Raw genomic sequence first — 20609 nt, 5'->3', positions numbered from 1 at the left:
TCGTCCCGACCGGCAGGCATTAGTGTGGGCGGGTGCAGAAAGGCCAGGAATCAGCTGACGATGCCGGTCCGCGGATCTGGGGCGGTACAACGCTCACCGAACGTCGGGAGGCGCGCCGCGCCGCGCTACTCGAGGCCGCGCTCGACCTGATCGGGGAATCGGGTGCGGGCGGTGTGACCATGCGCGCGGTATGTCGGCGCGCCAATCTCACCGACCGGTACTTCTATGAGAGCTTCGCAAGCCGAGACGAACTGCTGGATGTGCTCTACCGGCAGATCGCCGAAGAATTCCTGGAACCGATGACGGCCTTCGCTGCCGCCGATCCCTCCCGCGACCGCGTACTATCGGAGATCCTGGTCGACAAGGTGCTCGCCGATCCGCGCAAGTCCCGACTGTTCCTGGTCGAACCGTATTCGAGTACCGGCCTCGGCCAGACCACCATCGCGGTCATGCCGGTCTTCACCAAGGTTCTGCAGGACCACCTGTTCGCCCATATCGATGATCCGGTGCGCCGCAGATTGGCCGCGCTCACCATGGCCAGCGGTAATGCGGGCATGTTCTCCGCCTGGTTGAACGGATCGCTGCGCGCCACCCGCGAGCAGGTGATCGACCACTGTGTCGCGACGCTGGCCGCCTATCGCTCGCTGTACCAGTCCTGATTCGATTCGCATTCGACTCGCGCGCCGCGGGATTGAACGTTGCGCTGGGCCAGCCGCTGGCCCGCGAGAACATCAGCCCCTGCCTGCCTCGGCTACCCGCCGGACCGGGCACGCCAGTATTCCAGGTTGCTGTGGGTGAGCAGGGTGTGCGGATGGTCGGGCCCGAGGACGCGGATCTGATCGGCGAGCAGCGGCTCGAATTCGGCAATGGCGACGCCGACGTCACCAGCCTCGCCGTGGCACCCAGCCAGGCAATTGCGGGTGTGCAGCGTATCCGGATGATCCGGCCCGAGGATGCGCAACTGATCCGTCAAGAGGGCGGCGTATTCGGTAATGGCCCTCGCGGTTTCGCCGCTCTCCCGGCGCCAGCGCGCGACGCTGATGCGGGTGCGCAGAGTCTGGGCATCATCCGGCCCGAGGATACGGACCTGGTCGACGAGCAGCAGTTCGAATTCGGTGAAGGCGCGGGCCAGCTCGCCCGCCATGGCGCGGGAACGCGCGAGATGCAGTCGGGTGCGCAGGGTTTGCGGGTCTACCGGCCCGAGTATGCGCTCCTGATCGGCGATCAGCTGTTCGAATTCGATGACCGCGCGGCGCAGGCTGCCGCGTTCACTGCGCCAATAGGCCAAGCTGTTTCGCGCGCGCAGTGTCCACGGGTGATCGGTGCCGAGGACGCGAGCGTGGTCGATGACGAGTCGTTCGAAATCCGCGACTGTCCGCTCGAGCTGGCCCATATGGCCGCGCCAATCCGCGATGTCGTAGCGAGTGGTGACGGTGTCGAGATCATCCGCGCCGAGTACCCGGGTCTGATCGCGAGCCAACTCTTCCAATTCGGTGACGGCGGTGGCGAATTCGCCGCTGCGGCCACGGCAGTTCGCGAGATGATTGCGAACCAACAGCGTGACGCGATGATCCGGCCCCATGGCGGCGGTGAAACTCGGTAGCCAGGCGGCCCACAGATCTCGATTGTCCACCACGCGTGTGGTTTCCAGCGATTCGAGATAGCCGAAGGCCGCAGCCGCGGCGCCATAGGCCAGGTAGTGGCGCACCGCCGCGCCACGGGCATAGTCGGCCACGCGCTCGGTCGTGCCCGCCTCGATGGCCGCGATCACCGCGCGGTGCGCATCCTCGCTGTGCACGCCGAGCCGATCGCATTCATCGGTCAGTCCGGGGAGCAGGGCGGCGTGGGCGATACCGAGCGATTCATCGGCCGTCCCGGGACGGCTGCGCGAAACCAGTACACCCAAACCCACTGTGAGATCGCGGATTCCGGCAATGCTCACTTCGGCCCCGAGTTCACGCATCGCCGCGTCAAGCAGCTCCAGCGGCAGCACCGGACCGACACCAGCCGCGACGAGCACACCGAGCACCGCGCCGATCCCCCAGGCATCGGCGATATTCGGTGCGATATCCGGTCCATCGTCGGCCGCGGCCCGAATGGCCGCGCCCACCCGCAGCGCTACCAGACCATCGACCCCGATGTCCTCGGCAACCACCCGATCGGTGACCTCGGTGGCGATCTCGGCCAGTAATCCGGCCAGCAACCAACCTGCTGCGGCTGCGGGGTAATCGGCACGCGCTGTTGGTGTTTCGGCCAACCGGGCATCGATCCAGCCGACCCATTCCTGCTCGTCGACGGCGGCGCGTTCATATCCGGCCGATTCCACAATCGCGGCGATATCCTCGGCCACCGGCTCGGCGACCACGATCCGATGCATATGCCGCAGCTCCGGGTCGTTCTCGAAGCCGAGCCCCTCTCGTATTCCCACGATCACCCGGACGTGCGCGAGCTCAGGTCTGCGGGTCAACTCCGCGACCGCAGCCACCAGCAGTCGCTGGGTGCCCTGCTCCGGTTCGTTCAGCCCGTCCACGACGATGGTGACCCGGCGACCCCATCCGCCCAAGTCCGCGAGCGGTTGGCGCACCTCGACGTCGAAGACATCGGGTGGCGTGACACTGTGTCGGGCCAGGCTCCGCGCCGCCCGGACCGCAGCACGGAAGCCAGGCAGTCGGGTGCTCAATTGTGCGGACAGTTCCGCGGCGACCGCCTCGACCGAACTTCTGACCGTCAAAAATACTGCGGCCGTGATGTATTCGGGTGCGACAGGCAGGGTATCGACGAGGCTCGGCCGGATGAGCATTGCCAGCAGTGTCGATTTTCCGACGCCGGGAGGTCCGATCACCCCGCGCAACCGGTAGCTGCCGGATCCGACGATGTCGTCGAGGGTCTCGCGCACAGCCGGTGTCAGCAGCAGCCTGCGGGTGAGTTGATCGACGAAACCCGCTGCCGGACGACCGGTTACGGCATCGCGGCGGCGAGCGATATTCGGCACCAGCCACAGGCCTGGGTCACCGCTCTCGGCCGCGGATACCGTGCCCGAGGTGAACGACAGATGCTCCGGCTGCTGCCGGGTGCACGCCGCGGCGATCGGATCGACCAGATCCGACGGCAGCAGATTCTCCCCGCGCGAGGGCAGTCCGGCCGCGAAGGTGGACAGCAGCGTTCGGGTGAAGCAGCCGGCATACGCGGGCCCGTCACCGGCGGCGACCAGCAACTCCATCCGACCCGCCGCCCGCGACAGCAGGTCGGTCCAGCGGCGGGCCGCGCCGAGAACGCCCTGTTCGGTCTCACATGCGTCGACGAGAACCACCAGCCCGTCCAGCGCCGATCGGTTCAAACGCTCGCGAATCTCCTGTGTCAGATGGAAGGCGGTATGCGAGTTCGGCACCGCGGGCGAATCTTGACCGAGCAGAAAGAAATCCTCCGCGCTGGTCGCGGTGCCGTGCCCGACGAATCCGATCAGCAGCGTCGCCTGCTCCCGTGCCGCCGCGTCGAATGCCACGTCGACCGCCGTAACCAGCTGTGCCACCGTCGGATTCAGCACCGGACCCGGCACCTCCGTCGCCGCCCGCCAGCCGCCGAATTCGGTCAAGGTTCCATACAGACCGGTAGCCAATTCACCGGTGAACCCCAGTTCCCCCAGTGCCGCACACTCGGACCCGACCACCAGGGCGAGCCTTCCTCCCATATCAGCACCACCATTTCCCGCCGTCGACTCCCCTACGACCTCGACACCCCGACAACGGGCCGCAGCGACTGTTTGCAGGTCCCTCGAAAGGATCAGCCCTGCGTGGTAGGAAGGTACCCGAACACACATCGGGGCAAGTGACAACGGGGGCGGCTGATGGCGGCGATCATCTTGGTGCACGGGATCGCGCAGGAGCAGTACGGCGCGGATCTGTTGGAAGCGCAATGGCTTCCGGCGCTGGCAGCCGGAGTTCGCACGGCCGGATTCGGCGAACTCGCGGATCAACTGTGGCGCGGCCAGCGCCCGGGTGTGCTCGAGGTGCGGATGGCGTTCTACGGCAATGCCTTTCTCGATCCCGGCGCCCAAGGCGGCGGCGGACCGGTCGGTACGGAAGACGACGAACTCACCGAGCGGATCGCCGAGGCGTGGTTGGCCACGGCAGCCGAGCAGGCGGCCGAGCGGCGCGATCGACAGGAAGCGCAACGCTATCTGGACAATTCCGCACTCGGCACCGAGGGCGCACAGGGCTTCGGCCGCAAGGCCAGACCGGCGGCGAATGCGCTGACCAAGCTGAAATGGTTCGCGCCCTTCGGTTTCGGGATGGCCGGCAAATTCGTCAACCGGTCGCTGGCCCAGGTCAGCAGATATCTGTCCGACGAGCAAGTGCGTACTTTTGCGCAGCAACAGGTGCTCGACCTGATCGGTCCGCAGACCCGGCTGGTCATCGGACATTCGCTCGGCTCGGTGGTCGCCTACGAGGCGCTACACCGGACCCAGCAGCCCGCGACGCTGGTTACGCTGGGTTCGCCGTTGGCGCTGCAGTCCATCATCTATCCGCTGCTACGCCCGCAACCGCCCACGGTGCCCGCCGCGCTCACACGTTGGGAGAATTTGGCCGATCGCGACGATATCGTCGCGGCGCATCTGGATCTGGCACCGTATTTCCCGTCCGCGCCCGGACGCGATGTGGTGCCGACGACCCACCCCGAACTCGACAATGGTTCCAGTCCGCACGATGCCGCGCACTATCTCACCAAGAAATCGGTCGGGCGCATCATCGCCGAGTCCCTCTCGTAACCGGAGCCATTGGCGAATCGCGCGTACGCTGACAACTCTGGCACCGAGTGCGAGGAGTTCATCGCGATGACCGACCCCGTGCAAGGTTTGACGGGTACGCTCACCTCGCCGATCCGGGGTCCCGGAATGCTCGGCGAAGTATTGGTTGCGATTCGCGGGGGCACGGAGATATATATCGCGCGGGCGGCCGAGTCGATCTCGGCCGGAGAAACCGTCTTGATCATCGCGGTACAGCCGGGCCGCATCGTCGATGTGGTGCCGTGGATTCCGCTGGAACCGGTCCCGGTCGACGACATCTGACACCGCGACCGAAGTAATGAACTGCTAGGGAGGCACAGTGCTGGGTTATCACGTTCCGGATCCTGACGAAGCAATGCTGGTCAGCGGCGGTAAGAGCAAGGACAACGCGCCCTTCGGCGTCGTCATCGGACGCGGCAAATGGGTGATGCCGTTCTTCCGCAAAGTGAGCTATCTGTCGCTGGCCATGTTCGAGGCCGAGATCAAGGAGCGCTGCGTCACCAAGCAGGCCATCCAGCTCGAGGTGCGCGCGGTGATCGCGTTCAAGGTCGCCAACGACACCCAGTCGATCGTCAATGCGGCCCAACGCTTTCTGTCCGAACAGGAGCGGGAGATGTCGGTGCTGACCGGGCGCATCTTCTCCGGACACCTGCGCTCGATCGTCGGCTCGATGACGGTCGAGGAGATCATCCGCGAACGCCAGCGGCTGGCCGACGAGGTGCTGGTGGCCTCCAAGGTGGAGATGAGCAACATCGGGCTGTGGGTGGATTCGTTCCAAATCCAATCCATCGATGACGGCAATCTGGGATACATCACCGCACTGGCCGCACCGCACAACGCGGCGGTACAGCGCGATGCGCAGATCGCCCAATCACAGGCAGCCCAGCATGCCGCCGAGGCCGAACAGGAATCGCTGCGCCGCCGAGCCGAATATCAGCGCGAGACCGCCATTCTCCAGGCGCAGTATCAGCAGGATATCGATAAGGCCAATGCCGAGGCGGCACAGGCCGGCCCGCTGGCCGAGGCCAAGGCGATGCAGGAGGTGCTCACCGCACAGGCCGAACAGGCGCGCAAAGAGGCCGAGTTGCGCGAGCAGCAGTTGCAGGCCGAAGTCGTGAAACCCGCTCAGGCCGAAGCGGAACGGGTGCGCATCCTCGCCGTGGCCGAGGCCGATCGGACCCGGATCCAGGCCGAGGCGGCGGCCTCGAACAACCGGATCGCCTTGGACCAGTTGCTGATCGAGCAGCTGCCGGAAATCGTCAAGCAGGCCTCCAACGGCCTGGCGAACGCCAACCTGACGGTGCTCAACGGACCCGACGGTGTCGGCGAATTGGTCAACGGAATGGTCGGTCAGGGCCTGACTGTATTCAACTCGTTACAAAAGGCGCTTTCATCCAACGACGGAGAAAATGCGGGCTAAAGTGGCCGAGTAGCGACGGCGCGAGGAGCGGGTGTTGGTGTCCATCGGGAAATTGGTGTCGTTCGACAGTTCGCGGGGATTCGGGTTCATTCGGCCCGACGATGGTGGCCCGGATGTGTTCGTTCATGTGAACGACATCGGACTGGACGAGGACGAACTGCGCCAGGGGCGGGTGTTCGAATTCGATGTGACCGAGGGTGATCGTGGTCCGAAGGCCGTCAACCTCGCCGTGGTCGGCGGTCAACCGCTACCACCCGCTCCTCGGCACAAGAAAGACAAGTCCGGCTCCGGCCAGCTGACCGCCACCGAACACAAACGCCTGATCACCGAGCTGCTATTGGACGCCAGCCCCGCCCTCACCGCCGGTGAGATCCTCACCATCCGCGACCGACTTACCGCCTTCGCCGATCAGCACGGCTGGCTGGAATAGCGCGCAAGCTCCCCATCTTCTCGGCACTTCGGGCGATCCAGGCGAGGTTCACGACCTTGTCGGACCGGGGTTCTACGATCAAGCCACAACCCCGGCCGCACCGATGAATCTGCGTCGACTGCGACGTCGATAAGGGTGAGAGCACGGACCCCGAGGAGGATGCTGTGGACTTACCCGTGATGCCGCCCGTCAGGCCGATGCTGGCGAAAACGGCGCCCTCGGTGCCGCACGAGCCGGGCCTGAGTTACGAACCGAAATGGGACGGCTTTCGCTGTGTGGTGTTCCGCGACGGCGACGAAGTAGAACTCGGTTCCCGCAACGACCGCCCCCTCACCCGCTATTTTCCGGAGGTCGCCGAACTGCTGAAGGCGGCGCTGCCGGATAAATGCGTGGTGGACGGTGAAATCGTGGTGGTCACCGATCAGGGACTCGATTTCGACACCCTGCAGAACCGGTTGCATCCGGCGGCCTCCCGGGTCAACAAGTTGGCCAAGGAAACACCTGCCAGTTTCGTCGCCTTCGATCTGCTCGCCCTCGGCGATAAGGATCTGACCGGTGAACCGTTCGCCGAACGCCGACGGCTGCTGGAGACCATTCTCGATACCGAACTCGCCAGGGTGCATCTGACCCCGATCACCCAGGATCCCGCCGTCGCCGAGGACTGGTTCACCCGCTTCGAGGGTGCGGGTTTCGACGGCGTGATGGTCAAGTCGAACGAGCTGGCGTATCTGCAGGACAAGCGGGTGATGCTCAAGGTCAAACACGAGCGCACCGCCGACTGCGTGGTGGCCGGTTTCCGCTGGCACAAGGACGGCGAAGGCGTCGGATCCCTGCTGCTCGGACTCTTCGACGACGCGGGCAATATGCATCATGTCGGGGTGGCGAGCAGTTTCACCGCAGCCAAACGCAAGTCGCTGGTGGATGAGCTGAAACCGTTGCGGGAGAACGCATTGGCGAATCATCCGTGGCGGGAATGGGCCGATGCGGCGGCGCAGGCGAAGGCCGATGGCAAGATGCCGGGCGGGGTGAGCCGGTGGACCGGCGGTAAGGATCTGTCCTGGGAGGCGCTGCGTCCGGAGTTGGTCGCCGAGGTCCGCTACGAACATGTGCAGTCGGGCCGCTTGCGGCACGGCGGCAGGCTGGTTCGCTTCCGGTCCGATCGCACACCCGAATCGTGTACCTATGCCCAGCTCGACGAGGTCGCGCCGGCCGAATTGAGCGCCATCTTCACCGAAGCCCGGGGGAAATGATGAGCGAGTCGGTCGATATCGAGGTCGACGGCAGAACCGTCACCATCAGCAATCCGAACAAGGTCTATTTCACCAAACGCGGTGAGACGAAACTCGATCTGGTGCGCTACTACCAGGCCGTGGCCGAGCCGTTCCTACAAGTGGTGCGCGATCGGCCGCTGCTGCTGGAGCGGTATCCCGATGGGGCCTCCGGTAAGTCGTGGTTCCAGAAGCGGGTGCCGAAATCCGCGCCGGACTGGCTGCACACCGTCGAGGTCGCCACACCCAATGGCACCACCAGCGATGCCCTTGTCGCCCATGATCTCGCGCACATTCTGTGGGCGGTGAACCAGGGCTGCCTCGGCTTCCACGTCTGGCCCAATCACGTCGACGATCTGAATATCGCCGATGAGCTGCGCATCGACCTGGATCCTTCCCCCGGCATCACCTTCGACGATCTCAAACACGCCGCGGTACTCACCCGCGAGCTGTTCACCGAACTCGGCATCGACTCCCGCATCAAGACCTCGGGCTCGCGCGGATTGCACATTTACGTTGCGCTGGAACCGAAATGGGACGGCTACCAGGTGCGCGCAGCCGCCGTCGCGCTGGCTCGGGAGCTGCAGCGACGGCATCCGGATGAGATCACCGCACAGTGGTGGAAAGAGGAGCGCGGCAACCGCGTCTTCGTCGACTTCAACCAGAATGCCCCGCACAAAACGGTTTTCGGCGCGTGGTGCGCGCGCCCGAAGGTCGGCGCGCAGGTCTCCACGCCGATCGCCTGGTCCGATCTGGAGACCGTGGTCCCAGAGGAATTGACCATTGCCACCGTCCCCGCGCGGCTGGCCGAATCCGGTGACCCGTGGGCGCAGCGACCGGCCCAATCCATCGAGCCGCTGCTGAAAATGTCGGAGCGCGATATGGCATCCGGACTCATGGACGCACCGTGGCCACCGCAATATCCCAAGATGCCGAACGAGCCGCCCCGGGTACAACCGAGCCGGGCCAAGAAGCCGGAAATGGAAGGCTAGCTACCTGAAGGCTATTGCGGCCCGGACCGCTATTCGGTCCACAGCACCCACACCTTGCTCTCACAGGTAACCGCGCGCCCGTCCGCCGTGCGAGCACTCTTGCTCGAACCGTCGCATTTGGTTCCGGGCTCCGCGACGGTACCGCCCACGGTGTACGGACCGTTCCACTGGTAGACACCGCCACTGGCCAGGCACAGCAGAGTGGTGCCGTCGGCCCCCGTACCGATGCGACCCGGCTCGGTGCACACCGTGCCCTTCTTCGGGGTCACCTGGCTCGTCGACGTGGGCGGAGGTGTGATGACGGTCGGCGCGACCGAGGGCTGCACGACGGCGGTCTGGGAGATGGTGGAGGGCAGCGCGACACTCGATACGACGGGGGTCCGGTTCATCCCGGACAGCGCGTCGGAGAAGTTGCCGCCGGACAGCACGACATATCCGGCGATACCGACCACCTCGATCACGCCGAGCAGCAGCGCGCAGACCGCCATGGTCTTACCGCGCGGATGGCTGAACGCGATGAACCCGAACACGATCGCGACCGGGAAGAGGCCGAGCAGCGCGGCCACCAAGGCGACGATCGCATACGGGTTGACGATGGGCGGAACCTCGACCCGTAGTCGACCGGCCCGGGGAGCCCGCCGGGTCGGCGGCTCCACCTCCGGCCAGCGGTCGTTCGGATCGGTATCCGGCCACCGACCGATCGCTCCGGTCTCCGCCTCGTACTCCTCCGGCTGCGCCTCCGGCCAGCGCTCGCGCTCACGGTTATCCGTCCGTGCCATCCAGGTCCCTCTTCCACACCACAAAACCGCGCAGGAACCTCGAACTGCCCGGACCCGCCCCGATACCGACAAAGGATAGGGGCCGACGGCCGCAACATCATCCGAAACGGCCGATCGATCGTCATCAAACCGTAATCGCGAAAGCCGCCATGTCAACTCACCTGTCCTCGTCAGCGGGGTGAACGGTTTCGGTACGGTGCGGTTCGAGCAGTGGAGTAACAAACCGGCAAACACCACTCGCGCGCTACGCCATAGAGGTACATGCTGGTCCCGGAACCTATCTATGCGGCGATTTCGGCACAGGAGGCAGCCATGCGCGGTGGCTCCGGTTCGAGAGGAAAACAATCGCGCCCTTGGCATTCCCACGCGGGCGATCTACTCGGTGACGACTACAACGTTCCCGGCATCATTCTGTGCTTGCTCGGCGTCGTCGCCATGGCGTGCACCCTCACCGCCGCTGGCTACGGTTTCATCGGCTGGACCCAGATCGGCGCGATAGTGACGGCCGCACTGTGGATCACCGGAGTGGGCGCACTGCTGGTCGAGCATCGCCGCGAGGAAGTGATCGAGCTGAAGTACGGTCGCACCGGGCACGCGCCGGGCCATATGCGGCCCGTCCGCTACAGCGCCACCGAACGCAGGCTCGCGCCCGGTGAAAGCCTTTCGGAATTGCCGAAATAGCCCGCGCCGCAACGTCAGCGCCCCGGATCCACCTTCGGCATGGTCTCGGTCACCAATGTCATAAGCATGTCGGCCAGCAGCACGTGCACCTGCCCGCGAGTGAGGGTGCCGCGGGTGATCCATTCCCGGCCCGCGACTTTCACCAGACCACCGAATGCGCGGACCATGGCACGCAATTGCGCACTGTGTGCCGATTCCGCGCGCCCGACCATCAGCAGCATCCGCTCGGCGGCCGCGTCATCGGCCTGATCCAGGATCTGTTGCACCTCCGGATCGTCGCCGACGCCCTCATGGCTGGTCACCTTGACCCAGGTGCTGCCGTGTTCGGAGATCACATCCAGCAGCCAGTGCACGCTCGCCTCGACACGTTCCCGGTCGGTGCCGGTCGGTGCGACCATATCGTCCAGGCGCGGCAGGGTGACCATCCGGCGCACGACCGCGAGATACAGGTCGCGCTTATTGCCGAAGTAATGGTTGATCAGCCCGCGCGCGACCCCGGCGCGCTGCGCGAGCTCCGCGGTGGAGACCGCCGCGTAGGGCCGCTCGCCGAACATGTCGATCGCGCACTCCAGGATCTGTGCGCGTCGCTCGTCCGGTTCCAGCCTGCGCCTGCGTGGCTGCGCCTCGGTGTTGTTTCGAGCGACCCGCGAGCGATCGCTAGCGGTGAACTCAGAGTGACCTGGCAATGAGATCCTTCATTACCTCGTTGCTGCCCGCGAGGATGCGCAGCACTCGGGCACCGGTGTAGAGCTGGGAAATCGGATACTCCGTCATGTAGCCGTAGCCGCCGAACAGTTGCAGGCAGCGATCGACCACAATACCGAGTTGATCGGTGAGCCAGTACTTCGACATCGCAGCGGTGGGAATATCGAGTTCGCCGCGCAGATGTTTGCTGATGCAATCGTCGAGGAAGATTCGGCTCACCTTGGCGATGGTCGCGCATTCGGCCATCTCGAATTTGGTGTTCTGCATAGCGAACAACGGCTTGCCGAAGGCCTCGCGCCCCTTGGTGTATTCGACGGTCAGGTCAACCGCCTGCTCCATCATGGCGACCGCGAGGATGCCGGTGACCAGTCGCTCCTGGGCCAGCATCTGCATCATCTGATAGAAACCCTGCCCTTCGGCTTCGCCGAGCAGATTCGACGCGGGCACGCGTAGCCCGTCGAAGAACAGCTCAGCGGTGTCCTGGGCCTTGCCACCGATCTTGTTCAGGATGCGGCCGCGTTTGAAGCCCGGGGTATCGTCGCCGACCTCGGCGAAGATCAGCGAGACGCCCGCCGCGCCCTTGCTCGGATCGGTCTTGGCGGCGATGAGAATGCCGTCGCAGAGCCAGCCATTGGTGATGAAGATCTTCGAGCCGGTGATGACGTACTCGTCGCCCTCGCGGACCGCGCGGGTCTTGATGTTCTGCAGATCCGAGCCGGTGCCCGGTTCGGTCATGCCGATCGACAACACCATCTCCCCGGTCGCGGCCTTGGGCAGCACCCGCTGCTTGAGGTCTTCGGTGCCGAAGTGGTGAATGTACGGCGCGATGATCGAGGTGTGCACGGCCATGCCCATGGAGCCGTCACCCGCGAAGGCCTGTTCCTCGATGATGGCGGCCTCGTGCGCGAAAGTGCCACCACCGCCGCCGTATTCGGTCGGGATCGCGGTGCAGAGCAGGCCGAGCTCACCGGCCCGGTTGTACAGCGCGCGATCGGGATGCCCCTGTGCGACGAACTTCTCCTCATGCGGGACGACTTCCTTCTCGAAGAAGTTTCGCGCCAGCTCCCGGACCGCCTCGACCTCGTTGTCACTCCATGCCGCGCGTGCCATCGCAGAAATCCTTTGCTCGGTGTCAAATTTGCGGCACTCGCGGGGCCCTACGTGGTCACGCAAGCTATCGCCTTCGGGCCGGTCGCTCCTGCCGCGGGCGCGGGCCTGTCGCACCCGCGTCTCGACATCAGATTGGCGAACTATTGGCACAATGTCAACAAAGCGGATACGCCGCAGGTCGAGTTGGCTTTACGAGGGCGCGGAATGCGATTCAGCCGGTCGGCCGCCGGGCTCGGTTGACGGCCGCGAGCGAGGTGAAGCTCGGGAAATCCGGATCGGCCGAGATGCCCTGACGGCGCAGGAATCCGTCGATCAGCCGCCAGACGAATTCGGTTGCCTGCTCGACGAATTCGTCGGTGCCGTCGGGACGGCGGGCATCCGCATCACCCAGCCACATAGCCCATCGTGGTTTCGTCCCATTGATTCGGGTAATGCGTACTGTCAGTATCGGATCACGTACCGGCGGTACACACGCAGCATTCAGCGCATCGATCGAGGCAAGCAGATGACCGAACCGCTCGACTCCCCCGACCCGACCGGCATTCAACGTCCATACCGCCGGTCCACGGTGCTCGGCGCGAATAGCGAGCTGGCCGTCTTCGAATGGGGCGAGCGCAGTGCGGAACCCCTCGTCTTGGTGCACGGCCTGTCCGATACCCATCTGGTCTGGTCCGCGGTGGCGACGCTGCTGGCCGACGGCTTCCGAGTCATCGCCTATGACGTGCGCGGACACGGTGAATCGGCGAAACCCGCTGTGCCGCAGGACTACCGACTCGATCAACTGGCCGATGATTTCTTCGCGCTGATCGATGCGGTCAGCCCGAAGCGGCCGGTGCACGTCTGCGGACACGGCTGGGGTGCGGTGCAAGTCTGGGAGGCGGTCTGCGACCCGCGTGCCAATACCCGGATCGCCTCGTTCACTGCCGTAGCGGGTCCGAATCTCGATCACGTCGGCATGACACTGCGCGAATTGGCAGGCCAACCACGCCGAGCGCTGGAGCTGATCGCCGACCGGAAATTCTGGCGGCACGGCGTCGGAACGGCCCAGACCGCAGCGCGACGGATCGCCTATCCACCGCGGGTGCGCACCTGGTTGATCGAATGGCTCGGCGGCGTCGCCCGCACGTACGCGCCGATCGCCCCGACCTGGCGCGCGGATCTGGCCGCGGGCGCACGGATCGCCGTGGCCAATCTGCCGCATCATCTGCTGCGGCCGCGTGAGCGCAGCACCGCGGTGCCGGTGCAGTTGGTTGTGGACACCACCGATGTGTTGGTGCCGCCGTTCCTCTACTACGGCAGCGCACGGTGGGTGGATCGGTTGTGGCGCTGCCCGATTCCGGCCGATCACTGGTTGCCGGTGACCGAACCGCTGCTCGTCGCCGAGGCCATCGCGAACTTCGTCGAGGATCTGCACGCCGCGAACGCCAGCATCCCGCAGTGATCGCAGATGCCCGCCAACGGTGGGTGGCCGGGAAATCCGACGGGGTGGTACTTTGCGCGCATGACCGGACCGGGGGAACAACAGAATCAGCCCAACGACGCATGGTGGGCGCAGCAACAGCCGCAGCAGGGACCGCAGTATTCGCAATCGGATCCCACGATGGTCGGGCAGCCGGGTTATCAGTTGCCATCGCAGCCCGCGGTTCCGGTCGTGGGACCGCAAGGCGATGCCGGACCGCAGAGCCCGGCGGAGCAGCAACCCGCTGATCCGACGATGGTGCGGCAGCCATTCGATCAGCCGGTGACCGCGCCCGCCGGATCGGGGACCGGATATCCGCAACCGGGATACCAACAGTCCTCACCCGGATATCCGCAGCCGGGGACACCGCAGGCCGCACCCGGATACCAGCAGAGTGGGGCCCCGCAAGCCACACCCCCCGGCCACCAGTCGGGGACCGGATATCAGCAACCGGCATATCACCAGTCCTCACCCGGATATCCGCAGCCGGGAACACCGCAGGCCGCACCCGGATACCCGCAAGCCGGTTTCCAACAACCCGGATTCGAGCAGCCCCTGTCCGGATTCCCGCAGGCTGCACCGGGTTTCCAACAGCCCGGATACCCGCAACCCGCACCCGGATATCAACAGCCGCCCAAACCCGGCGGCAAAGGCTGGCTTTGGGCGCTCGGCGCGGTCGTCGTCACCTCCGCGGTGTGGGCGGGTGCGATGTTCGCGATCGGCGCGTTCGACGCGGGCAAGGCCGATATCAGCAAGGATGCCGATCTGCGCGGCTACAAGTATGTCGCCAATCTCTGCGATCTCACCGACACCTCGCCCTACACCAGCGCGGGCTTCACGCTGTCGAAGACCGATTCCTCAGGCAATACCTATCCGAAGCACGAGGGCTCCAAGCACGCCGCGGTCGATTCGATGGGGTGCGATGTCCGCTTCACTCCGTCCGGCTCGACTGAGAAGTACGACTACGCCGCCATCTACACCAGCGCGCAGGTGCACAAGCAGACCAATCCGGGACCTGAATTCACCGCGTCGTACGAGACCTGGACCCAGAGCGCATACGGCAAGGACGCGAAGGTCGACAAGATCTCCGGACTCGGCGACGAGGCGTATGTGATCACCGGCAAGCACAAGTCCGACGATCCGACGGCCGATATCTCGTTGGCCATGCGCGACGGCTGGACCACCTACCACATCAGCTGGTCGCAGTATTCGTCCAGTTCGTCGAAGTCCCCGGGCAAGATCCTCAGCGCGTCCGAGGTCACCGATCTGCTGAAGAAGACGGCCACCTCCACAATGAGCAAGCTGCGCAAATAGGTGGCATCCGGTCGGTGCGGACCGCCCGCGCCGACCGGTCCGCATTCGAATGCGACAATGACTGGGTCAACCTCCCAGTTCACGAAGGATAAACCCGCATTCCGATGGTCGAGAACACCGCGTCGACGTCTACCGCACCAACGCCGAGCGGCACCGCCATCGACCCCGATGAGCTGGCGATCTGCCTGCGGGTGCTGGAGCAGGCCGGGCAGTTGGACAAGGACGATCCGGCTTCGGTCACGGTGCAGCGCGCCGTCGGCCATATGTTCAAGAAATTGAAGCAGCGCAAGCGAACCGTGGCCAGGGATTCGGTCGCCGAGGCGGACCGTGCGGTGGTCGCGGCGACCGCGACCGGTTCACCCAATCGCATCGATGACGAAACCGCCGGCATCCCGCTGACCTCGAATGCGGCGGGCGCGAGCGCGGGCACGCTGATCCGGCCGCGGCCCTGCTATGTCTGCAAACAGCGGTATACCCGGGTCGATGCGTTCTACCACCAGCTGTGCCCGGACTGCGCGGCCACCAGCCACGCGAAACGGGACGCCCGTACCGATCTCACCGGACGGCGCGCCCTGCTGACCGGCGGTCGCGCCAAGATCGGCATGTATATAGCGCTGCGACTGCTGCGCGACGGTGCGCACACCACCATCACCACCCGCTTCCCGAACGATGCGATCCGCCGCTTCGCCGCCATGGACGACAGCGCCGACTGGTTGCACCGGCTGCGCATCGTCGGTATCGATCTGCGGGATCCGGCCCAGGTGGTCGCGCTCGCTGATGATGTCGCGGCACAGGGGCCGCTGGATATTCTGATCAACAATGCCGCCCAGACCGTGCGCCGCTCCCCTGGCGCGTACAGCGCGCTGGTCGAGGCCGAATCCGATCCGCTGCCTGCGGGTGTGCTGCCGGATGTGGTGACCTTCGGCAAGACCATGCAGGCGCACCCCACCGCACTCACCGCATCACTGACGCCGTCGCTGTCCTCAGCTGACGTGGCGGAACTGGCCTTGGTCGCGGGATCGGCCACACCGGAACGCATTTCGCGCGGTATCGCCATCGATGCCGGTGGTCTGGTGCCGGATCTGGCGCACACCAACAGCTGGGTGCAGACCGTTGCCGAGGTGGACCCGACCGAACTGCTCGAGGTCCAGCTGTGCAATTCGGTGGCGCCGTTCATTCTGGTTTCGCGGCTGCGCCCGGCAATGGCCGCCGCCGCGGCCAGCCGCAAATACGTCGTGAACGTCTCCGCCATGGAGGGCCAGTTCTCCCGCGCGTACAAGGGTGCCGGCCACCCCCATACGAATATGGCCAAGGCCGCGCTGAATATGTTGACCCGCACCAGCGCCCGCGAAATGTTCGAACAGGACGCCATCCTCATGACCGCCGTCGACACCGGCTGGATCACCGACGAACGCCCGCATTACACCAAACTCCGCCTCGCCGAAGAGGGCTTCCACGCCCCCCTGGACTTGGTGGACGGCGCCGCCCGCGTCTATGACCCCATCGTCCAAGGCGAAGCCGGCACCGACCTCTACGGCTGCTTCCTCAAGGACTACCAGCCCTCACCCTGGTAATCGACGCAGTGCCCAGGGTTACGCTGGGCATATGGTGTATCGGCTGCTGGCTGATGCCACCGCCGCGGTGCATTTCGTATTCGTGGTGTACGTGGTGGTCGGCGGGTTCGTGGCGTGGCGGTGGCCGCGCACCATCTGGCTGCATCTGATCGCATTCGGCTGGGGATTCAGCACGGTGCTGTTCGGATTCGATTGTCCGCTCACGTATTTAGAGAATTGGGCGCGACATCGGGCCGGGATGGCGGGGCTGCCGCCGAGCGGGTTCATCGACCATTATCTGACCGGGGTGATCTACCCGCAGAGTGCGCTGGGTTTGGTGCGTGGGCTGGTCGCGGTGTGCGTGGTGGTGTCGTGGGTGGGCTATGCCTGGAGGGTGCGGACGATGAGGTCGGCGACCTCGGAGACCTTGTCGTCGAGGTAGAAGTGACCGCCGGGGAAGACCGTGCGGTCGAAGGAACCGGTGGTGTGTTCGCGCCATTCCTCGGCCTGCTCCGGCGTCATCGTCGGATCTTCAGTGCTGACCAGGGCCGACACAGCGCAGGACAGCGAGGCGCCCTCGCGATAGCGGTAGGTCTCGATGGCCTGGTAGTCGCTGCGCACCGCGGGCAGTACCAGTTCGGCGAGACTCGGTTCGTCGCGCAGGATCTGGACGGACGCGGGATCGGTTGCCAGGCGCTCCAGATCACCGATCAGATCGTCGTCGGAGCCGAGATGCAGGCGGCCCGGCTCTACGAAAGTCGGTGCCGGACGGCCGGATACGAACAGCGCGATGAGCGACTGCCCCTTGCGTTCCAGGCGGCGTGCGGTTTCGAAGGCCACGGTCGCGCCCATGCTGTGACCGAACAGCGAAAGTTGTTCCACCGGGCCCTGATTCAGCACTTCGTCCACGATCCGATCGACGAGGGTGTCCATATCGCCGATGGTGGGCTCATCGAGCCGGTCCTGCCGACCCGGATACTGCACAGCCGCGACGGCGGTCCCATTGTCGAACCGTTCGGCCAGTGCCCGATACGCCGTGACCGCTCCCCCACCGGGCGGGAAACACAGCAGTTGCCGGCTCGGCGCGGGATGTGCGCGCAACACCCGCAGCCAGTCCGTGGCGGCGATGGCCTTGCCCACGTCGATCTCCTTCACCGTCGGAATTTCACCCGAGATATGTGCCGTACCAATCCAGGACCCGCTGCCACGCTTCAGCGGCGGCGGTCGGGTCGTAGCGAGGTCCGGTGTCGTTGAAGAAGGCGTGGTCCGCATTCGGTGCGACGTATATCTCGTGGACGAGACCTGCCCGGTCAAGAGCCGCCTCCGCGGTTGGACGCGAGGCGATCACCCGCTCATCCTTGGCGGCGTAGATCCCGAGTACCGCTGCCTTCGAACCGGACAGATCCCCGTTCTCCGGGAAGGGTCCGTAAAACGGTGTCGCCGCAGCGAGTTCCGGCGTACCCGAGGCCAGCAGCAACCAGACCAGACCGCCGCCGAAGCAGAAGCCGGTGGCACCGATCTTCTGCTCCGGCACCCGCCGTTCCAGCTCGGCGATTCCAGCCCGCAGATCGCCGATGAACTGCTCCGGTGCGATCTTGCCGAGTTCGGCGGTGGCCGCCGCCGGATCGGTGAAGGCGGCGGTACCGCCGCGTTCGGACAGTAGGTCCACGGCGAGTGCGGAGTATCCGGCTCCCGCGAAACGTGCTGTCACCGAACGGATGTGGTCGGTGAGTCCCTTGTTCTCGTGGATGACGAGCACGCCGCCGCGCGGCTGTGGCGCGGCCGCCCATGCGGCTTGTAGCTGGCGACCGCCCGGTCCGGGAAAGGTGATCGAGGTGGCCGGGACCGCGCCGCTGGTACCCGGTGGGGCCGAGGACGCCCCGGGTTTCGAGCCCGTCGACGCGGAATTCGCCTGGTCGCCGCTGCTGGAGCACGCGGCGAGCAATGCGACCGCGGCGGTGGCGCCGACGCCGAGCATTCCTAGTCGGCGCAGTGCTTCCCGGCGACCGATCAATCCGTCGGCATGGTCGGTGGCTATCTCTTCGGCGATATAACGCTGCAGCGGCGTCATGGCCACGACCCTACTACTGCGGCACAACAACTACTCTCGATCTCGTGATTGCGCACGAACAGCTGGTCCGCGACTACGAGGCCGGAATCGGTGTACCGGCCTCCGGCATCGTACCCGCCGACGATCCGGGCAGCTGTTTGGCTGCGACGCTACCGGTTTGGGCGCTGGCCGCCGGATCGGTGGCCGTGGTGACGGCCGCGGCGAACCGAATCCGCGACGCACACCATCTCAATCCGGTGCTGCACCGGCTGGACCCGGTACGGATCACCGCCGCCTTCTCCAGTGAACGCCTGCTGCGCGTCGGCGGTGCGCCCGCCAAGATATTCGCGGATCTGTCCGGATTCTTTCCCACCTTCGACGGCTGGGTCCGCACCCATGTCAACTATCCGCATCACCGCGCGCGATTGCTCGCCTCGCTCGGCCTGCCCGACGACGCCCCCGTCGATCTTGCGGTCGCGCAGATGGCGATGAGCCGGGCCAGCGATATCGAGGAACATGCGGCCGCGCACGGCGCCATCGCGGTCCAGGTGCGTTCCGAGCAGGAGTGGGCGCAGAGTCCGCAGGGCCAGGCCGCCGCATCGGGTCCAGTGGTGGCGATCGACACCCGAATCGACCAGGGCGAGCTCGGCCTGCCGATCGGCGCATCGCCGTTGCAGCCGTTGCGTGGGGTCCGGGTACTCGATCTCACGCGCGTGATCGCCGGACCTGTCGCGACCAGAACCCTTGCGCTGCTCGGCGCCGAGGTGATGCGGATCGACCCGCCGCACCTATCGGAGATCCCATGGCAGTACCACGACACCTGCCAGGGCAAACGCTCCACACTGCTCGATCTGCACCGGCACCTGCCGCAGGTCAACGAGCTGCTCGCCGCCGCCGATGTGCTGATCACCGGATATCGACCGGGCGCGCTGGAAAACGCCGGACTCACCGCCGCCCGTCGACCCGGCCTCGTGCACGGTCGGATATCGGCGTGGGGCGAATCCGGCCCGTGGGGTCGGCGGCGCGGTTTCGACAGCATCGTGCAGGCCGCCGCCGGAATTTCGATCGTCGAGGGTGCACCCGCGGTACCGGGGACGCTCCCCGCGCAGGCGCTCGACCACGCCTCCGGCTATCTGCTCGCGGCCGGTGTGATCGACGCACTGGTCGCCCGCGCACATGACGGCATCGGGCGCGATGTCCGAGTCGCATTGGCGCGCACCGCATCCTGGCTCCTCAATGCGCCCGGCCGCGCCCCGCGTCATCCGCAGGCCGCGCCGCCGAGTCCGATGGCGGCGGTCACCCACGGCAATGTCACCACCGCCGCGCCGGCGCTCGCCGAGTATCCGGATTACGCGTGGCCCGCACCGCGGTACGGTGCTGACCGGCCGGTGTGGCCGCTGCACACCCGGTAGAACTCGCGCTGGTCGATGCCCTCAGGACTCACCGGCCAGGGCCGCGATGGCCTTGGCCAGCCGCGCGCCGTCAGGCAGGTTCCCGCCGTGGGTAATCGTCCACAGGATGCCGAGTCCCTGGGTCAGCACGAAGTACAGTTCGGCGATCGCCAGGGCGGTGTCCGCGTCCAGATCCGGACGGGATTCCCGTAAAGCTCGGGCGATGTCCTCGTATGCACCGTTGAGGCTTTCGTCCATGTACGTCCGTGATTCCGGCGTCCGCGCGACGCGCACCAGATTCTCCAGACTGGCCAGCATGCCGTCCCGGTTGTCCTCGAAGACCTGCGGCATCGCGTTCCACATCTGCGTGAACGCCTCCAGGGGCGGCTGCCCGCTGCCCGCGCGGACCAGCGCCTCCATCCGGTCGCCGATATCGTTGCCGAGCGCCTCCGCGAGCGCTTCGGTGATCAGCCGATCCTTCGAACCGAAGTGGTAGCCGATCGCGGCCAGGCTCACACCCGCCGCCGCCGCTATATCGCGCGCGGTCGTCTTCGCCACGCCACGTTCGATGATGGCCTTACGCGCTCCCGCCAATAGGTCTTCTCGGTTTCCCATGACCTCAGCTTACACACCGCTAAGACATTTGTACTAGACATTCGTGCCAACCACGTGTT

At 65.8% G+C, this 20609-nt stretch carries 21 protein-coding genes; 13 read left to right on the top strand and 8 right to left on the bottom strand.

The features are described from left to right. Nucleotides 1-32: 32 nt before the first annotated feature. Nucleotides 33-659: a TetR/AcrR family transcriptional regulator gene (locus ACIBI6_RS03235; protein ID WP_364340538.1), complete on the top strand. Its 627-nt coding sequence runs from the start codon at nucleotides 33-35 to the stop codon at nucleotides 657-659. 92 nt (nucleotides 660-751) lie between these two features. Here ACIBI6_RS03235 and ACIBI6_RS03230 read toward each other — a convergent pair whose 3' ends face one another. Then, the gene (locus tag ACIBI6_RS03230) at nucleotides 752-3688 is read right to left on the bottom strand and encodes a tetratricopeptide repeat protein (protein WP_396955141.1); all 2937 of its coding nucleotides are present in this window, start codon (nucleotides 3686-3688) and stop codon (nucleotides 752-754) included. A gap of 156 nt (nucleotides 3689-3844) precedes the next feature. Between ACIBI6_RS03230 and ACIBI6_RS03225 the strand changes: the two genes are divergently transcribed. The 6 genes from ACIBI6_RS03225 (at nucleotide 3845) to ligD (ending at nucleotide 8893) form a co-directional block, all read left to right on the top strand. After that, the gene (locus ACIBI6_RS03225) at nucleotides 3845-4765 is read left to right on the top strand and encodes a hypothetical protein (protein ID WP_364340534.1); all 921 of its coding nucleotides are present in this window, start codon (nucleotides 3845-3847) and stop codon (nucleotides 4763-4765) included. 66 nt (nucleotides 4766-4831) lie between these two features. Continuing rightward, nucleotides 4832-5065 (top strand): hypothetical protein, encoded by a 234-nt coding sequence (locus ACIBI6_RS03220; RefSeq protein ID WP_364340532.1) that lies wholly within the window; start codon nucleotides 4832-4834, stop codon nucleotides 5063-5065. Nucleotides 5066-5102: 37 nt separating this feature from the next. After that, on the top strand, nucleotides 5103-6203 hold the full coding sequence (locus ACIBI6_RS03215) for an SPFH domain-containing protein (protein ID WP_364340530.1): 1101 nt from the start codon (nucleotides 5103-5105) through the stop codon (nucleotides 6201-6203). A 31-nt stretch (nucleotides 6204-6234) separates the two neighbouring features. After that, complete coding sequence (locus tag ACIBI6_RS03210; protein ID WP_364340528.1) at nucleotides 6235-6633, top strand: cold shock domain-containing protein; 399 nt, start codon at nucleotides 6235-6237, stop codon at nucleotides 6631-6633. Nucleotides 6634-6797: 164 nt separating this feature from the next. Beyond that, nucleotides 6798-7883 carry an ATP-dependent DNA ligase gene (locus tag ACIBI6_RS03205; protein WP_364340526.1) on the top strand — a complete coding sequence of 362 codons (1086 nt, stop codon included), beginning with the start codon at nucleotides 6798-6800 and terminating at the stop codon, nucleotides 7881-7883. After that, complete coding sequence (ligD, locus tag ACIBI6_RS03200) at nucleotides 7883-8893, top strand: non-homologous end-joining DNA ligase (RefSeq protein ID WP_396955140.1); 1011 nt, start codon at nucleotides 7883-7885, stop codon at nucleotides 8891-8893. Before ACIBI6_RS03205 ends, ligD begins: the two co-directional genes overlap by 1 nt. 29 nt (nucleotides 8894-8922) lie before the next feature. Here ligD and ACIBI6_RS03195 read toward each other — a convergent pair whose 3' ends face one another. Continuing rightward, complete coding sequence (locus tag ACIBI6_RS03195; RefSeq protein ID WP_364340523.1) at nucleotides 8923-9672, bottom strand: DUF4190 domain-containing protein; 750 nt, start codon at nucleotides 9670-9672, stop codon at nucleotides 8923-8925. Nucleotides 9673-9984: 312 nt separating this feature from the next. On the opposite strand from ACIBI6_RS03195, the gene ACIBI6_RS03190 reads away from it, so the two are divergent. Continuing rightward, on the top strand, nucleotides 9985-10353 hold the full coding sequence (locus ACIBI6_RS03190; protein WP_396955139.1) for a hypothetical protein: 369 nt from the start codon (nucleotides 9985-9987) through the stop codon (nucleotides 10351-10353). Between the two features lie 14 nt (nucleotides 10354-10367). Here ACIBI6_RS03190 and ACIBI6_RS03185 read toward each other — a convergent pair whose 3' ends face one another. The 3 genes from ACIBI6_RS03185 to ACIBI6_RS03175 form a co-directional block, all read right to left on the bottom strand. Beyond that, nucleotides 10368-11039 carry a TetR/AcrR family transcriptional regulator gene (locus ACIBI6_RS03185; RefSeq protein ID WP_396955138.1) on the bottom strand — a complete coding sequence of 224 codons (672 nt, stop codon included), beginning with the start codon at nucleotides 11037-11039 and terminating at the stop codon, nucleotides 10368-10370. Then, nucleotides 11023-12168: an acyl-CoA dehydrogenase family protein gene (locus ACIBI6_RS03180; protein ID WP_396955137.1), complete on the bottom strand. Its 1146-nt coding sequence runs from the start codon at nucleotides 12166-12168 to the stop codon at nucleotides 11023-11025. Before ACIBI6_RS03180 ends, ACIBI6_RS03185 begins: the two co-directional genes overlap by 17 nt. Before the next feature lie 211 nt (nucleotides 12169-12379). Then, nucleotides 12380-12565 carry a hypothetical protein gene (locus ACIBI6_RS03175; protein WP_396955136.1) on the bottom strand — a complete coding sequence of 62 codons (186 nt, stop codon included), beginning with the start codon at nucleotides 12563-12565 and terminating at the stop codon, nucleotides 12380-12382. 108 nt (nucleotides 12566-12673) lie between these two features. Here ACIBI6_RS03175 and ACIBI6_RS03170 point away from each other — a divergent pair, with 108 nt between their 5' ends. From ACIBI6_RS03170 to ACIBI6_RS03155, 4 genes are all read left to right on the top strand, one after another. Beyond that, nucleotides 12674-13609, top strand: a complete 936-nt coding sequence (locus ACIBI6_RS03170; protein ID WP_364340512.1) for an alpha/beta fold hydrolase — start codon at nucleotides 12674-12676, stop codon at nucleotides 13607-13609. A 60-nt stretch (nucleotides 13610-13669) separates the two neighbouring features. Continuing rightward, the gene (locus ACIBI6_RS03165; RefSeq protein WP_364340510.1) at nucleotides 13670-14941 is read left to right on the top strand and encodes a hypothetical protein; all 1272 of its coding nucleotides are present in this window, start codon (nucleotides 13670-13672) and stop codon (nucleotides 14939-14941) included. A 104-nt stretch (nucleotides 14942-15045) separates the two neighbouring features. Next, entirely contained in the window at nucleotides 15046-16515 is a 1470-nt protein-coding gene (locus tag ACIBI6_RS03160) for an SDR family NAD(P)-dependent oxidoreductase (protein ID WP_364340508.1), read from the top strand. Nucleotides 16516-16546: 31 nt separating this feature from the next. Further along, nucleotides 16547-16936: a DUF2784 domain-containing protein gene (locus ACIBI6_RS03155; RefSeq protein WP_364340506.1), complete on the top strand. Its 390-nt coding sequence runs from the start codon at nucleotides 16547-16549 to the stop codon at nucleotides 16934-16936. Here ACIBI6_RS03155 and ACIBI6_RS03150 read toward each other — a convergent pair. Together ACIBI6_RS03150 and ACIBI6_RS03145 are read right to left on the bottom strand one after the other, a co-directional pair. Further along, a complete protein-coding gene (locus ACIBI6_RS03150; RefSeq protein WP_396955135.1) occupies nucleotides 16876-17649 on the bottom strand; it encodes a thioesterase II family protein in 774 nt (257 codons plus the stop codon). The two genes, ACIBI6_RS03155 and ACIBI6_RS03150, sit on opposite strands and share 61 nt — an antisense overlap. A 10-nt stretch (nucleotides 17650-17659) precedes the next feature. After that, nucleotides 17660-18565 carry a dienelactone hydrolase family protein gene (locus ACIBI6_RS03145; RefSeq protein WP_364340502.1) on the bottom strand — a complete coding sequence of 302 codons (906 nt, stop codon included), beginning with the start codon at nucleotides 18563-18565 and terminating at the stop codon, nucleotides 17660-17662. A 44-nt stretch (nucleotides 18566-18609) separates the two neighbouring features. On the opposite strand from ACIBI6_RS03145, the gene ACIBI6_RS03140 reads away from it, so the two are divergent. After that, entirely contained in the window at nucleotides 18610-19956 is a 1347-nt protein-coding gene (locus ACIBI6_RS03140; RefSeq protein ID WP_396955134.1) for a CoA transferase, read from the top strand. Between the two features lie 21 nt (nucleotides 19957-19977). Here ACIBI6_RS03140 and ACIBI6_RS03135 read toward each other — a convergent pair whose 3' ends face one another. Further along, on the bottom strand, nucleotides 19978-20550 hold the full coding sequence (locus ACIBI6_RS03135) for a TetR/AcrR family transcriptional regulator (RefSeq protein ID WP_364340498.1): 573 nt from the start codon (nucleotides 20548-20550) through the stop codon (nucleotides 19978-19980). Nucleotides 20551-20609: the final 59 nt, after the last annotated feature.

The organism is Nocardia sp. NPDC050412 (genome assembly GCF_044458825.1).
In the GTDB taxonomy this organism is placed as follows: domain Bacteria; phylum Actinomycetota; class Actinomycetes; order Mycobacteriales; family Mycobacteriaceae; genus Nocardia.
The sequence above is the reverse complement of the archived record's forward strand: the minus strand, read 5'-3'. Positions and strand labels throughout refer to the sequence as shown.

Excerpts from the sequence above, each read along its gene's own strand:
- ACIBI6_RS03230 (WP_396955141.1), bottom strand. The coding sequence starts at position 3,688 with ATGGGAGGAAGGCTCGCCCTGGTGGTCGGGTCCGAGTGTGCGGCACTG.
- ACIBI6_RS03225 (WP_364340534.1), top strand. The coding sequence starts at position 3,845 with ATGGCGGCGATCATCTTGGTGCACGGGATCGCGCAGGAGCAGTACGGC.
- ACIBI6_RS03220 (WP_364340532.1), top strand. The coding sequence starts at position 4,832 with ATGACCGACCCCGTGCAAGGTTTGACGGGTACGCTCACCTCGCCGATC.
- ligD (WP_396955140.1), top strand. The coding sequence starts at position 7,883 with ATGAGCGAGTCGGTCGATATCGAGGTCGACGGCAGAACCGTCACCATC.
- ACIBI6_RS03195 (WP_364340523.1), bottom strand. The coding sequence starts at position 9,672 with ATGGCACGGACGGATAACCGTGAGCGCGAGCGCTGGCCGGAGGCGCAG.
- ACIBI6_RS03190 (WP_396955139.1), top strand. The coding sequence starts at position 9,985 with ATGCGCGGTGGCTCCGGTTCGAGAGGAAAACAATCGCGCCCTTGGCAT.
- ACIBI6_RS03180 (WP_396955137.1), bottom strand. The coding sequence starts at position 12,168 with ATGGCACGCGCGGCATGGAGTGACAACGAGGTCGAGGCGGTCCGGGAG.
- ACIBI6_RS03175 (WP_396955136.1), bottom strand. The coding sequence starts at position 12,565 with ATGTGGCTGGGTGATGCGGATGCCCGCCGTCCCGACGGCACCGACGAA.
- ACIBI6_RS03170 (WP_364340512.1), top strand. The coding sequence starts at position 12,674 with ATGACCGAACCGCTCGACTCCCCCGACCCGACCGGCATTCAACGTCCA.
- ACIBI6_RS03165 (WP_364340510.1), top strand. The coding sequence starts at position 13,670 with ATGACCGGACCGGGGGAACAACAGAATCAGCCCAACGACGCATGGTGG.
- ACIBI6_RS03160 (WP_364340508.1), top strand. The coding sequence starts at position 15,046 with ATGGTCGAGAACACCGCGTCGACGTCTACCGCACCAACGCCGAGCGGC.
- ACIBI6_RS03155 (WP_364340506.1), top strand. The coding sequence starts at position 16,547 with ATGGTGTATCGGCTGCTGGCTGATGCCACCGCCGCGGTGCATTTCGTA.
- ACIBI6_RS03145 (WP_364340502.1), bottom strand. The coding sequence starts at position 18,565 with ATGACGCCGCTGCAGCGTTATATCGCCGAAGAGATAGCCACCGACCAT.
- ACIBI6_RS03135 (WP_364340498.1), bottom strand. The coding sequence starts at position 20,550 with ATGGGAAACCGAGAAGACCTATTGGCGGGAGCGCGTAAGGCCATCATC.